18 protein-coding genes are annotated in these 14150 nt (G+C 42.5%); 17 read left to right on the top strand and 1 reads right to left on the bottom strand.

What is annotated here, in order from left to right:
* The first annotated feature begins 89 nt into the window (after positions 1-89).
* On the top strand, positions 90-731 hold the full coding sequence (locus FKV70_RS04970) for a hypothetical protein (protein ID WP_142611987.1): 642 nt from the start codon (positions 90-92) through the stop codon (positions 729-731).
* A gap of 201 nt (positions 732-932) precedes the next feature.
* On the opposite strand, the gene FKV70_RS26045 is transcribed toward FKV70_RS04970, so the two are convergent.
* A complete protein-coding gene (locus tag FKV70_RS26045; RefSeq protein ID WP_167669709.1) occupies positions 933-1109 on the bottom strand; it encodes a hypothetical protein in 177 nt (58 codons plus the stop codon).
* Positions 1110-1477: 368 nt separating this feature from the next.
* Between FKV70_RS26045 and FKV70_RS04965 the strand changes: the two genes are divergently transcribed.
* The 16 genes from FKV70_RS04965 to FKV70_RS04890 all read left to right on the top strand — a co-directional run bounded on the left by FKV70_RS04965 (position 1478) and on the right by FKV70_RS04890 (position 14126).
* On the top strand, positions 1478-1732 hold the full coding sequence (locus FKV70_RS04965) for a hypothetical protein (protein WP_142611986.1): 255 nt from the start codon (positions 1478-1480) through the stop codon (positions 1730-1732).
* A gap of 420 nt (positions 1733-2152) precedes the next feature.
* The gene (locus tag FKV70_RS04960; RefSeq protein ID WP_142611985.1) at positions 2153-2392 is read left to right on the top strand and encodes a hypothetical protein; all 240 of its coding nucleotides are present in this window, start codon (positions 2153-2155) and stop codon (positions 2390-2392) included.
* Between the two features lie 59 nt (positions 2393-2451).
* Positions 2452-3756, top strand: coding sequence for a terminase small subunit (locus FKV70_RS26880; RefSeq protein ID WP_280115059.1), 1305 nt, complete (start codon positions 2452-2454; stop codon positions 3754-3756).
* The gene (locus FKV70_RS04950) at positions 3692-5116 is read left to right on the top strand and encodes a DEAD/DEAH box helicase family protein (protein ID WP_142611984.1); all 1425 of its coding nucleotides are present in this window, start codon (positions 3692-3694) and stop codon (positions 5114-5116) included. Before FKV70_RS26880 ends, FKV70_RS04950 begins: the two co-directional genes overlap by 65 nt.
* A gap of 67 nt (positions 5117-5183) precedes the next feature.
* Positions 5184-6116, top strand: a complete 933-nt coding sequence (locus FKV70_RS04945) for a nucleotide-binding protein (RefSeq protein ID WP_142611983.1) — start codon at positions 5184-5186, stop codon at positions 6114-6116.
* A gap of 126 nt (positions 6117-6242) precedes the next feature.
* Positions 6243-7598, top strand: a complete 1356-nt coding sequence (locus FKV70_RS04940; protein ID WP_142611982.1) for a phage portal protein — start codon at positions 6243-6245, stop codon at positions 7596-7598.
* A gap of 153 nt (positions 7599-7751) precedes the next feature.
* Positions 7752-8807, top strand: coding sequence for a 3-oxoacyl-ACP reductase (locus tag FKV70_RS04935; RefSeq protein WP_142611981.1), 1056 nt, complete (start codon positions 7752-7754; stop codon positions 8805-8807).
* 3 nt (positions 8808-8810) lie between these two features.
* Entirely contained in the window at positions 8811-9812 is a 1002-nt protein-coding gene (locus tag FKV70_RS04930) for a hypothetical protein (protein ID WP_142611980.1), read from the top strand.
* Between the two features lie 66 nt (positions 9813-9878).
* Positions 9879-10277, top strand: coding sequence for a hypothetical protein (locus tag FKV70_RS04925; RefSeq protein ID WP_142611979.1), 399 nt, complete (start codon positions 9879-9881; stop codon positions 10275-10277).
* Positions 10274-10840, top strand: coding sequence for a hypothetical protein (locus FKV70_RS04920; protein WP_142611978.1), 567 nt, complete (start codon positions 10274-10276; stop codon positions 10838-10840). Before FKV70_RS04925 ends, FKV70_RS04920 begins: the two co-directional genes overlap by 4 nt.
* A gap of 10 nt (positions 10841-10850) precedes the next feature.
* Positions 10851-11426 (top strand): hypothetical protein, encoded by a 576-nt coding sequence (locus tag FKV70_RS04915; RefSeq protein WP_142611977.1) that lies wholly within the window; start codon positions 10851-10853, stop codon positions 11424-11426.
* Positions 11423-12001 (top strand): hypothetical protein, encoded by a 579-nt coding sequence (locus FKV70_RS04910; RefSeq protein WP_142611976.1) that lies wholly within the window; start codon positions 11423-11425, stop codon positions 11999-12001. Before FKV70_RS04915 ends, FKV70_RS04910 begins: the two co-directional genes overlap by 4 nt.
* Positions 11998-12432, top strand: a complete 435-nt coding sequence (locus FKV70_RS04905; RefSeq protein ID WP_142611975.1) for a hypothetical protein — start codon at positions 11998-12000, stop codon at positions 12430-12432. The genes FKV70_RS04910 and FKV70_RS04905 overlap by 4 nt, the downstream gene beginning before the upstream one ends.
* A 10-nt stretch (positions 12433-12442) precedes the next feature.
* Complete coding sequence (locus FKV70_RS04900) at positions 12443-12889, top strand: hypothetical protein (protein WP_142611974.1); 447 nt, start codon at positions 12443-12445, stop codon at positions 12887-12889.
* A 42-nt stretch (positions 12890-12931) separates the two neighbouring features.
* Positions 12932-13720, top strand: a complete 789-nt coding sequence (locus tag FKV70_RS04895) for a hypothetical protein (protein ID WP_142611973.1) — start codon at positions 12932-12934, stop codon at positions 13718-13720.
* Between the two features lie 64 nt (positions 13721-13784).
* Positions 13785-14126, top strand: coding sequence for a hypothetical protein (locus FKV70_RS04890; RefSeq protein WP_142611972.1), 342 nt, complete (start codon positions 13785-13787; stop codon positions 14124-14126).
* The last annotated feature ends 24 nt before the right edge of the window (positions 14127-14150 follow it).

Here is a 14150-nt window from a genome sequence, read left to right as displayed (position 1 = left end):
GATAGCAGATTTAATCAGTCCTAGATAACTATATTTATTTCTTGAAATTCAAATAATATATCATTTTCCTTTGAAAGGGATGCGTGTTTATGGAACATATGCAATCTGTAATAATAAGTGATCAATCTCATAAAGATTCTTCTGATACACACGAAATAGTCCAAGTAAACTTTTTTGACGATGTAGATGCGGTAGATATAAGAAAAACAAAGTGGCTGCTAAACAAATATACTGACTTAATTGATGTAATCAAAAACTATGAATACTCACTTCAACAATTGGAAAACGGAATGGCTGCATATGATCTACTTTCAGCGGAAGGCTCGGTTGCCAAGCGAGTTTCTGGACAAGAACTGACAGCAGATGTGACAGCTAACGCCGTTCTGCTCAAAGACCAGCGCCATGTGAATTATAAATTCTATCAATTCCTTACGAATAACATTAAGTTTGCAATAAATAATATGCGTGATAAGCACGAGGGATTGATAGCAAAGCTGTTATTTTTGGATGGTATGAAATATCTCAAAGCTCAACAATATTTGGAAAAAGGTTATCGCAAGGACATTCCTCCTATCTCAGCAACTACATTTGCAGATAAACGGCGTAGGGTTATTGTTAATATAGCAAACAGCCTAAAAACAAACCGTACATTGGATTTTGTCACCATCGACTATGGCCGGGGACGAAACCAAGAAGGAGAAATTGGGCTGAGGATGCCAGAAGTAAATTAGACCGTAAGGGCTTAAGCCTTTGCGGTCTTAATTTTAGGTGTCTAAAGTTCTAGACTGAAAATAAAGTAATAGTCTTGACGATGCTTCATTAAGCTAACGGGCAGTTTAGTTGAACAAGATAAGTGGAGGTTTTATGTCGCATTTGACGCAAACTGTGAAGGAGGAAGCTGGGAAAATGATAGCTAAGTGTAAAGTGTTGAGTTAACTATCCAGCTTGTTTGTTGATGTCTTTAATGTTTGTGCAGCCTCATCGAGATAGATATCTAAAAAAGTACCATCAGTAAATTTAATAACCACAGCATTAGTAGTGATGGCGACATCTTCAATCGTCCTACCTTTAAGTTTTTCAGGTATAACTTTGAAATTAGTCGATTCCACATTCATCAAATCCTTTCATTGATTACACATCTTAGTAATCGGTAATAAGTATATAAAACCTATATTAGTCTAACACTTCTCATAATAACAGTAAAAGATGAATGATAGAAATACTGAACAGTACGAAGATATTGTGTAATAAAAGAAAGCGTGCTTATTCAACTAACGAGGAACGTTAGTTCAATGGAAAAGCGACAGTCTAGGACTTTTTTTTCGTTCTTGGCTGTCGCTGTTTCAATTTCTAGGCTCAGTCTACTACTTTATTTTCTGCTGATAGTAGGAACTAATAAATCCGTAGTAGGCGCGTAGTAGAAAGGATTTACACTTTATTCAGGAACAAATTAAATCCATTCTAGGAGGCAATAAACATGGCACATAGTTACGCTTACTTGGACAAGGAAAAAATTCTCCATCTCCATCCATTGGAAGATGAAGCAGTTAAGCATGGCAAGTATGTGGGTACAAATTTGGATTACGACGAAAGTGGTTTTCCGGTTATCGGCGGCGAAGGTGTAATCTATTATGCAGACAAAGACACAGCTTATGTAAACGGAAATGAAGATAATGGCAAACAAATTGCTGTACCAAGTGGCCTTAAATCACTAGCTAGTCAACTTCTGTAATCGTTAAGATTTAAATGTGGTGGCGGAATAGACGCAAGGCCGCGATACACGCCTCGCCCACATCGAACTACAACTAATTCGAACAGCCGTAAAGAGGGTCATAATACCCCATCAATAAGGGCGGCAGATTGTTCCGCACGTAATGCGGACTATAGCGATTGACGGTAATCGCTGTGAAATAATTCCCGTTGGGAACCATTCCGCATGTATAAGGGAGCGGCAGTGGCAAGCGCATGACGGAGGGTTAGGGCGCATTCAAAACTAAATCGGAGACAGGACTCAAATTAACGATCACTACAATAGGAGCAGCGATTTTACGCTGCTCTTTTTAATTTTGAATGAAAGGCTGTATTGTTTTATAAAATTCTGTATCCTTAATGTCGATACTATCGTATGGAACAATATAGGAGATGAATTTGAGTGAAGAAGAAGATAAGGGATGGACTAATTTTTTATGTAGTAGTACCGCTATTTTTAACATGGTTTATATGGTTCCCCCTTGGTATGAATTATTTGTATTGGACAGAAATGAAAAGTGAATTTCACATTCAAGAAGGCTACTGGGAATTCTTTGGACGAAATTGGTATAAAAAATCTTTTAACATTAGAGTGGACTATCGAAGAGAATACAAAGAAAAACAAGAGAAAGCTGCTGAATAGTGGCTTTTTTATTTGTTCAGGAAACTTTTCCTTAGCTTCAGATACATTATCAAAAAGGGGTGAATAATAAGATTATGGGGCGAAAGAGAGATCCGAAACGGGACGAAGCATTTGATTTATACAAAGCCAGTTCCGGCAACATACGTCTCACAGATATAGCCTCTCAACTTAGTGTATCTGAAGGTACGGTAAGAGGATGGAAGGCTAAAGATAAGTGGGAGGGTTTAATTGCTGGAGAAGTGAAGGATACGGAACGTTCTGATGAAAATGGAGCGCCTTATAATAAAGAGGCTCCAGTTAAAGATGAAGACCCAACATCATATCCTGATGAGCTTTTTCTAAAAGCTGTCCAAATTGTAGCCGAGGCCAAACAAGCCTCGGTTTCTTTATTACAGAGAAGGATGAGGATAGGCTATAGCAGAGCAGCTCGACTGATTGATGAAATGGAGCGGCGTAAATTTGTCGGTACATATCAAGGTGATAAGCCAAGAGAGGTATATGCTACCCTGCTAACAGTTGATGCGCTCTCTAAAGAGCTAAAAGACGCTGCTCCAGAAATACGGAACGTTCCGAAAAAAATACCGGAACGCTCTATTGATATGGAGCGTTCCAAAACAAAAAAGAGCGTTCCAGTAATCGAGGAGAAGCCAGAACCGGAAATTCCGGACGAAGAGGGGTTAACGCCGAAACAGCGGATCTTCATAATGGAATACCTCAGAGATTTCAACGCGACAAGGGCGGCAATGGCTGCTGGATATAGTAAGAAAACAGCATATTCAATTGGATGGGAATTATTGAGGAAACCTGAAATTAAGGCTGCGATACAGAATTACAACGAATCCCTGATGGATGGGGTTGGTTTAAATGCTCAGCGCGTTCTAATGGAGTACATGAAAATTGCTTTTGCAGACATAACGGACTACGTAGAATTCGGTCAAAAGGAAGAGGATGTTCTTGGCTTAGAAGGAGACCCTGTGTTTGATCCAGACACTGGAGAAACGAAGAAATACAGATACAATTATGTTTCTTTTAAAAATAGTGATGAAATTGATGGTACTCTGGTTTCAGAAGTCAAGCAGGGCAAGGATGGCGTAAGTGTTAAACTACACGATAAAACTAAGGCATTGGATGTGCTGACTAAATACATGGATCTGCTTCCAGACAAACATAAACGAATGGTTGAAGATGAAAAACTTAAGATGCAGCGTGAGAAACTTGAACTTGAAAGAGCAAAAGTCACGGGAGAAGGAAATACAGAAGACGATCTAATTGACGATTGGGTAGAGGCGGTGGTAGGTGATGAAGCAGAAGGATTCGCCGGAGACGAAACGGAGGCTTCAAGCATTCAAGATACGGATTCCTGAGTATCGTAAGAATCCTATATTGTTCTGTCAAGAAATGCTTAAGTTCTACCCTGATGATTGGCAGGCAAGCACTCTAATGGATTTAGCTAATAATCCGCGCGTTTCAGTACGTTCAGGTCAAGGCGTAGGAAAAACTGGGCTGGAAGCTGCAACAGCCCTTTGGTTTCTGTCCTGCTTCCCTTATCCAAAGGTGATTTGTACAGCTCCTACAAGACAGCAGCTACATGACGTGTTATGGGCTGAGATTAATAAATGGCAATCTAAAAGTCCGGTATTGAAACGAATCCTTAAGTGGACTAAGACCAAAATATACATGAAGAATTATGAGGAACGCTGGTTCGCTACAGCTCGGACAGCAACCAAGCCTGAGAATATGCAGGGCTTCCATGAGGACTACATGCTATTTATTGTGGATGAAGCATCGGGTGTTGCTGATCCAATCATGGAAGCTATTTTAGGTACGTTGTCGGGTGAGTTCAACAAAATATTGATGTGCGGCAACCCGACAAAAACGTCGGGTGTTTTTTATGATTCACACAATAAGGATAGATCCGATTATAAAACACGTAAGGTATCCTGTTTGGACAGTCCTAGAACAAGTAAAGAAAACATCGCTATGCTTAAGCGGAAATATGGAGAGGGAAGCGATGTATGGCGTGTCCGTGTAGAAGGCGAGTTTCCCCGTGGTGAATCTGATACATTCATCTCTCTGGAAGCTGCTGAATTTGCCAAAGATGAAGTTAAAATTGAACCTTCTGGAACAAAGCTATTTGTTGGCGTTGACGTTGCACGTTTTGGAGATGATGAGACAACCATGTATGCACGTATGGGCGGCAAGGTGGTAAAGACTCATTTCCACCACAAGCAGGACACTATGACAACTACAGGATGGGTATTGCGCCTGGTTGATGATGTGAAGGTCGAACATTCAGAAGTGGATGAAGTAGAAATAAGAATTGATGATAGCGGAATAGGTGGAGCTGTAACAGATAGATTGAATGAGATTAATGAGGAGAAAGGGTTGGGCTACACCATTATTCCAGTTAATAACGGATCGGCAGCAGAAGATGCTCATTACGGCAATCTTGGGGCAGAGCAATGGGGCCACATAAAGGAAATGCTTGAGGCTAACATGAGTAATTATGTTCTTGGCAAACCTGGAGATTTACAGTTGCCAGATGATGAAAAACTGATAACGCAGCTCACTTCCCGAAAATGGCGGATGGGTAGTAATGGCAAGATATTTCTGGAGCGTAAAGAGGATATGAAAAAACGTGGCCTTCAATCTCCAGACAGAGCAGATGGTTTTATTTTGGCGTTTGCAAATGTTCAAACTGAATCCGGTTTTGCGTTTGGTTGAAATTTATGGAAGAGAACAAATGATAGTTATATAATTAACAACATAAATATATTATTTGGAGGACTTCATGAAACCGAAGCTATTTATTGGATCTTCAGCAGAGTCAAGAGCAATTGCTTTCGCTGTACAGGAAAATTTAGATTATGATGCCGAATGCACCGTTTGGACCCAAGGTGTATTCAATTTGTCTGTTACGGCATTGAGCAGCTTAATTAAACAGGCTTCCATTAGTGATTTTGCTGTATTTATTTTCAGTTCTGATGATATAACTGAAATGAGAAATAAAGCTAATCCTACAGTTAGAGACAATGTCATTTTTGAAACAGGACTTTTTATTGGAAAGATTGGAGTCGAACGGGTTTATTTTGTAACCCCTTCTGAAAATCAAGACCTCCACCTTCCCACTGATCTACTAGGAATTTCTCCCGGTCGCTTTGATAGTACACGAGATGATCTTACGGCAGCGCTTGGTTCATTTTGTAACCAGGTTCGAAGGAATATTGGGGAACTTGGTGCTATTAACCCATCTAATGAAACTACAGAATCCAAAGAAGTGAAATATGATTTTGAATATACCGATGCTTATAAGAATTTAGACATAAGTCTTATTGAATCAATTAAGGAAACGCTTCCTATTAATGGTTCTATTAACTTCATCAGGACTCATAGTTTTGAAGGTTCTTATCGAAGGGATTTACTTGATGATTTGAGGAATTTCCATCAAGATGGAGATAATGCAACAATGGAGTTTGTAAATCCAGAGCTTGAAGGATTAAGGAAACAGTTATACCAAGACGTAAATAAATTTTTATTTCTTTTGGCTAAAAACACTTGGGTAAATAAAATGAATTCTGATTATTCTAGTGTGCCGAGTGATTGGGAGGAGGAACAGCCCGAACGTTTTAATCAAGTGATCAGTGAAATCCATGATACTGCGGAAAGCATTTGTTCAACTTACGACCTTTTAATTAGAAGGTCGAGATTACTTCTTGCGGTATAGGCATAAATCCGTAGTAACACCGTAATAACTCAATGATATTATTTAGACATAGAAATATGAACGAATACTGGAGGCAGGAAAAATTTCCTGACCTCTTTTTTGTTGCGTCAGAAGGGAGGTACAGATTTGGGTGTACGACAGTGGATAATTAATTGGTTAGCTGCGGGAAGACCGAAGAACGAACCTGAACGACAGACGGAAAGCTATCCATTCCCGTTTGGTATCATGATGAGTAAGGGAAGTAACCAGCCAGCGCCGAAGAGAACACCGACCAACTTACGAACGTTATCGGAATCCCCGATTCCACGCAGAGCAATTAATGTTATCAAGAATGGAATCACAAAGCTGAACTGGTCCGTAGCTGCCATCGACGAGAACGATACAGAAAAATATAGAGAGATATGCAAAGTTATTGAACGATCATTACTAAAGCCGAATCCTGGTGACTCATTCCGTTCATGGATTGAGCAAATGGTTGAAGATATGCTTGTATGTAGTGCAGGTTCATCGGAAGTGTTGAAAGCTGGCGATCCTCTTAGGCCGTTCAGGATGTATCCGGTGGACTCTTTCTCTGTCGACCTTTACCCGGACTGGGATGGAAAAGATAATTCATGGCGTTATGCACAGCGGGTTAACGGACAATATGTTCACTTAACATCTTCCGACCTGATGTATATACGAATGAATCCAAGAACAAATACTCCTTTTGGACTATCACCACTCGAAACGGTTTGGGAATCGGTGCAAAGCTTCATTACAGCTCATCGTTCTGCTGGGAAGCAGGCTTCAAACACGGCAATAAGGAAGTTGATTAATCTTGGAAAGAACACTGATACCAAGGCGGTTGCGGCTTTTCGTGCATATTGGGAGAATGAAGTAATAGGACGTGGGTTGAACCCAATTATCGGGGGAGAGAACCCAAGTGTACTTGATCTAGGGGCTACGGATGATAAGGCATTGTTTCTTGAGTGGCAGCGCTTCTTAATTGAGATCGTAGCGATTGCTTTTGATATATCCCCTAAGAAACTGGGGCAGACGAAAGATGTTAACCGCTCTACAGCAGATAGCGAAGACGACGACACGAACGAAACGGTCAAGTCTATAGCTGAAAACATTGTGGAACATATCAACAATCACATCATTGACGGTATTTTTAAGCTGGGCGGAGTGATCGAGTTTAAATTTCATTATGAAGCATCGTTAAAAGATCAAAAACTCAAAGCTGATATTGATGCGATTTATCTCGACCGGAGAGTTACGACACCAGATGAAGTACGTGATGGTCTGGCGCGTAAAGCATTGCCTAATAAACATGGCGAAGTATTATTACAACCAGGTAATACCGCAGCTATTGATTTGAATAAAACTCAGGAAGAAATACAAGGGGAGAAGGACAGGCTGTTAAGCAATCTTCCTGAAGATGATCCGCTGAACAATAAGAACAAAACAGAAAAGGATGAATCTGACACCGCTGAAGAGTAGGTGTTTTTATTTTGCCCTGAGAGGCGGTGAGGACGTGTTTACAAGGTTTGTTTGCAGTGTTGTGAGACTGACATATCCAAGGTCAGTGCCGACACCGAGAAACCGAGCAGAACGCAGACAACAGAAATATCACGGAGGGAGGTGAGAATCTAAATGCTTAAAACGTTGAAAATGAGCAACCAGCGGATGCGTGTTCAGGACTTCAAGTTATCCGAAGAAGGAGGACATCCAAACAAGGTTCCTTTCAAATGTGCTCTTTTCGCAGTTGACCAACCAAGTGATGGCTCACCTCATGGTGCTGGTGGGAAACGTATTCGTATTTCATCAAGTGTTTGCGACAAATATCTTCAAACTTTCGTTGGTATGGCCTTGAATATTGACTATGCCAACGGTATGGCGGACCATGATCCGCGATTTAAAGTCGCTGTGATTGATAAGGCTTACCGTTCGCTTGATGGGTATGCATGGATTGATGGATACATTTACGCAAAGGATTTTCCTGATGTGGTTGCGACTATTCGTTACTACAATGGGCTGGCGGCTGAGTATGACTGGAGCGAATATCAATTCGGAGCATCGTTGGAAATGGAAGCCGCAGTTCAGGATGCTACTGATTTGGATGATGTGCTAGATGTAATTGAATTTTGTGGTACGGGAGCAGCTATCCTGTTCGCTGATGCCGCTGCCTATAAAACAACGAGCTTTGCTGCTCGTAACATGAAAAAGGACAAGGAGGATGTCGATATGACACCGGAACAAATTAAAGCGATGGAAGAGTCTATGAAGGCATTACAAGACGGTATGACTGCTATCACTGCGAGTGTGCAAAGCGTGGTCACAGAGGTGGGAGCAATTAAAACAGATATCACCACCATGAAAGCTGCAAGTGAAGAAGCTGAACAGAAGACTGCTGAAGAACAAGCTGCTGCTGACCTAAAGGCTGCTCAAGATAGAGCAGATGCTTTAGAAAAAGAATTGAAAGAGTTAAAAGCAGCGGGTGCGCCTCCAGCAGAGCCAGAACGCAAAACATTCAGCGCGTCCGCATTATTGTCCAAGTATGGCAGTAATGCCAATCTTGCAGCCGGAGCGGAAGTAAATGATTACAAAACCTTCTGTGCTTCTGTCGATGCTTTGGACCTTCCTTCTTCCGAATCCTTCAAACTTAAAATGCAGGCAAAAGCACAATTTGCCGAAAAGGAGAGTGTGTAATACATGAATAACCGTGTTGGAGTAGCTCAATTTGTTTCGGTTGCTGCGGCAGCTCAGTTTCAGGGGCCAGGGGCAATTATCACAGACGATTTTCAGAAGGAAATTACGGATGTACTACGTCGAACATCTATTTTGGATGGACGCTTGAATTATGTACCAGCAACAGGTGATATTTCTACTTATTATGAACAGAATACTGTGAATGGCGGCGCGTTCATTGATCCGCGTAACCCTTCCGCTACAGCAAGCAGCAATCAACGTACACCTCATGGTGTGAAGATCAAAGCTCTTACGAACCAAGTTAACTTTGGACATTATGATGTAACGCTGGGTCAGCAACAAAACAACTTTCCTGAATTGAAAGCCAAGGATCTGAACGACATGCTGAATGCCATTGGACTTACGCATGGTAAAGCACTTTGGAGAGGTAATGACACTGGTTTGGCTGTACCTACAACCTTACAATATGTAGGACTTGCAAGTCAGATTACGAACACATTCACAGTTGGGGCAACGGCTTCAATTGTATCTGCTATTCGGGCCAAGGTAGCTGCGATGGTGGCGAGTGAACTGTACGAACTTATGCCAACGGCTATATACATTCACCCTATCGCACATCACTATCTGGAGGAAGAAGAACGGAATGCTGCCAACAATGAAACGCAAATCAGCAACCTCAAGAAAACAACGGTGGCTGGCTTAGAAGTGTTGGCTATTATGACGGCCGCAGGTCTGCTGCCGATCATTCCAGAGCCGTTTATTCCTTCAACAGTTAATGCAAAAACGGCGACAAACACTGACTACGGAATTGCCATCGTCACAGAGCCTATGATTGAGTATCACTATGTTGGTGAGAAGGGCATCTATCTCTTTCAATTGGGTACAACGTCGAACCTCCAAGAACAGTACGTAGGTATCAAATATGGCGCTCCAGTAGCCAAAGGTCCAAGTTACGCACATGCTTACGGCACAATTGAGCGTCCGACGATCACGGCGGTATCCTAATAAATTTTAAAGTCAGGGGACGGTTAATGTGACCGTCTCTTTTCATTTTGAGAGGAGATGATTCAGTTGGCAAAATCGAATCTAGATAAGCTGAAAGATGCAATTGCTGAAAGCACTACATTGTTGGATCAAGCTGAGATTGGAGAGAGCGGAGGGCAATACCCTCAACAATCGGTAGATGTGTTCAAGGCAACTGTTGCAGCGGCAGAGGTACTGGTTAGCACTGAAGGCGCAGAGCCGAGCCAGTTCGACGCTCAAACAACGGCGCTGAATGATGCACGTAGTTCTTTTCTTGCTACGAGAATTCCAGCGGTCCGAAAAGTTACGCTTCGTGGTACACCAAGCCAGCGAAAGGGGGCTCACACGATTCATTTTAAAAATGGGGTTGTTAACTTTGTGGATGGCGAAGCACAGTTACCGGATGAACTGGCAGACGAGCTTGCTGATGCTGGCTATGTAGAATGAGTCAGTATCTTGAGTTAACGGATTCTGACTTCGTTCCGGTAGGGATCAAATTAACTACTCCACTTATTCTCAGAGCATCAGCCGTAATTGATGGACGGTGCAAACGTGAGATCGGAGTTACAACATATACCGAGCGTATACCGCTTACCGATCAGCAGCGAGGGCATTTGTCTTATTACCCGGTTGTAGAGGTGAAGGAGGTAAAGGGCAGGCTGAAGCAGGGATTGATGGGTAATTTCTTTGGTCCGCCAGGATTCGAAACAATCGCTGATATCGGCACAATTGATATAGACAAGGATATTGGTACAGTCTGGTGCGGTTATTCTTCTTTCGGTTCAGCGTATGCAGAGCTAGAAGTGACGTATACCAGTGGTTGGGAGACTATACCTGATAAGGTCAAGGTGGCATGTGGACTGATCATAGGGCAGTTAGCTGGGAACCCGAACACCAACGTGAAATCGAAGAAGGACTTCGACTTAAACATTGAATACTTCGGCAACAGTATGATCACGCCAGAAATAGCCGATCTTCTGTCTGAGTTTGAACATAGGTCATTTAGGTAGGTGATGAAAGTTGTTCTATGAGTTCTTACACCGCCATACGCCGTGTGTGGTGGACGGAAACGAAGATGTAGTGATTCTATCAAGGGAAACCAAAGCGACGACTGTAATGGGCAAAGAATACGTCTATAACGGTGTATTCTCATCTGAATCACTCGTTAATCGTGGTTCCTTGGTACAGGCAGAGGACAGGTTTCTCGTCCTAACCTTAAGGAAAACGGTAGATCAGGACAAATACTGTTCTTTGGTTAAAACGAACGCTGTGGTAGAGGTGCAAAGATACCAGCAAGCTTACGATGCAAATGATAATCCGGTGGGCGATGCGGAATTCACGTCGGTCGCTGCTGATGTTGTTTGTTCTGCACTGTATGTCACAGCACAATTGCGACAACAGGAGCCGGGCTTGCTGCCGAGTACCGTGTTTACCTTGCAGTTACAGACGACAGTCGATGTAAGAGACCCTCAAGACTCAAGTCTATCCGCGCCTGACCGGATTGTAATGGGCGGGAAGACATACCAGGTAGATGTGGTAGATAGGATCAAGTATCCTAACTTGCTGCATGTTCAGCTTTCAGAGGACCGCCGATGATTACAGGGTATGATTCAGCGAAAGCGGCAAAGGATCTGGAGAATAAGCTCGCTGTTGAAATTACCGGGCTAACGAAACTGGTCATGCTGACAGCCAAAAGCGGCATACGGTACTATCCGGCAGTTCGGGACCATTTGGAGATGCACATGTTCGTGCTTGCTAATCAAATGATTTCAGGCGACATTACAGCGGATTACTGGCAGGCGTGGCTTGAACAATTCGGTAAAGGCTCCAAGATGGCAGACAGCAGCCAAAATCCCGGTTTAATAACCTACATGAATAGTGAAGCATGGAACCGACTGAGGTCCAAAGGTGATCGTATTATTGTAGGTCGTTCCCGTGGAAAGTACCGAGCGATTGACGGTACCATGAAGGAATCAGGTGGGGGATATGCTGGAGTAGATTTGGAGGAGCTTGCGGAGCGCGGTGATATTGATCCTTCATTTAGGGCCACACCTCCAACCTACTTTTTACGTATTGCAATCCAGTCCAACCGAAAACGGATTTTGGACGGTATCAGCCGAGTGATCACTGAATTTCCTTATCACAGATACTTCAAGGAGGTAAAGGAGTGAGCCTACAACTTATTGATGCTGTTCAGAATGCTTTAAAAGCAGATTCGGAACTCATGAGCATGCTGAAGCTTACTCCTTCATCACCCTCTGCTGATATCGTAAAGCGATTTACGAAAGGCATGGAGCCTGAGATAACGGTTTCTAAGGATACAGTTCCACATATCTGCCAATATGTCATGCCGGGACGATATGCCACTAATCCACTGGTGTTCGAAGGTAAGTTCTGTATCGACTTTTATGGTAAGACAGCATATGAGGCAAAGCTTCTATTTGAAAGAGCTTTCAAAACCTTGCACGAAAAAAGGTTGTTTGCACAGGGGGTTATGTCCTATCTTTGTGTGCTATCCTATGACTCAGATTTTGCTACTGGCATCCAAGGGGCCAAGGGGTACAAAGCAATTTTCGATGTTGATTACTTGAGAATGAATTGAGGTGAGCAGAATGGCAGAAGCAGCTGTATGGAAAGCAACCGGGAGATCCGGTGATCACAATGGTGTTAACCACGTTGAATATGAGCTGCTGGATTCAGCACAAAAGCGAGTTTCTTTGGCTAAAACCAACGTATCCAGTATTGAAAAAGATGGGGTTAAAATTGAACCGGATGATCAGGAAACTCTATGGTTTAGTGAAGCAAATGCAACCAAGAAGTACAAATTTAATGTTGTTACTCTTGCTGGTACAACTTATGAAACCGAATTGAATTGGACTCAACCTAATCCTCCTAAACCAGAACCTACCGAATGGGATACGCTGATTGCTGAAAAAATCGCGCTTGCTAAAGGGTTGGGTATCATGGGGGTCTGGAATCCAAAACAGGGTTACAAGCTAACCAAAGAGTACAGTCGCATTGCAGAAATTGATAAGCGTTTATGGGAACTGGTCAAATAATCTGACCAGTTTTTTATGTTCACATAAGGAGGATGAAACTTTATGCAACCTTTAGTATTTGATGGTGTGGGGTCAGCACAGGTTTATGAAGAAGGCGGAAGGCTTAAGTTTCTTGATGATAAAATCACTAAAGTCACTTTGCAATTGCAGTTTGATTGGGACAAAGTAATGGGCGGCGATAGTGGATATGCATTCCACTACACTGCTAAGGATTTAGGGGATAAGGCCTCTATGGAAGTTCCTCGTTACTCTGATATTTTGGCTGAGTTGTCTCAAGGGGCTGAATCAGAAAAAGGCACAGTTCAATTTGATGAGGTAGAGCAAGGATTTTTGACCGCTACTGATGGCTATAAATTAAAGGCTCCGACGAAGTATAATGGAACCTTTGTTGATAAGAGTGACCGCGTTTACTTAAAAGACACTGACACAGGAGAACTTACTGAACTGACTCGTGTTGCTTCCACTCCAACAGCAGAACAGTACGTAATTACATCTGATGGAAAAATTACATCTGATGTTGCAAACGAAGGGAAGTTAATAACCGTTACGTTCAAATGGTCAAAAGAGAATGCTACAAGAAGTAGTTTAAGCGGTAAACGCCGTCCGAAACCATTTAAGCTGGTACACCGTTTTTCCTTAACCGATGATCGGAACGGTAAAGAAGTCCCTTGCCAGCTCACTATTTGGAAGGCCCTCGGGGGCGGAACTTTGGACGTGTCCCAAGAACGCAAAAAGCCAACCACTAACACATTGGCGCTGGAGATTATGGAACCGGATATCACGCCGGAAAACCCTAACGGATATGCAGTGGAAATCATTTTCGGTATCTAATTAATCACTAACCCAACCCCCTACCAGAGCGCTAGGGGGCTACATACATTGAGGAGGAAATTTAATGAGTACAGACAAACAATTGGATAAAACGCTTAACATCGGAACTGAAATTCGATTGGCAGAGGGCATCAAAAAGCACGTGAAGATTGGAACAATTGCATTGATCCGTCAGGTTCGTGAAGAGATGGATGGTGTAGTACACAAGTTTTCCTTTTCGATAGGCCGGAAAAAGTGGGAGGCTACCGAAGACCGGGAAGCGGTTGACTGGCCTAAAGTAGAGGATACGTACAAAAAGGTATTTAACCTTGTTCTGGTTGAAGAAATAACTGAAGAAGAGTATGAACAGATTGACCAGGACGGTATTGAAGAACTGGACAAACTATTAGACCGATTTCTATTCTGAGTCGTTTCCTCCAGACCAGGAAGA

Origin of the sequence: Paenibacillus ottowii (assembly GCF_006874425.1) — a bacterium.
Classification (GTDB): domain Bacteria; phylum Bacillota; class Bacilli; order Paenibacillales; family Paenibacillaceae; genus Paenibacillus; species Paenibacillus ottowii.
Note: the sequence above shows the minus strand (reverse complement) of the source record. Positions and strands in the feature narration are given on the sequence as shown.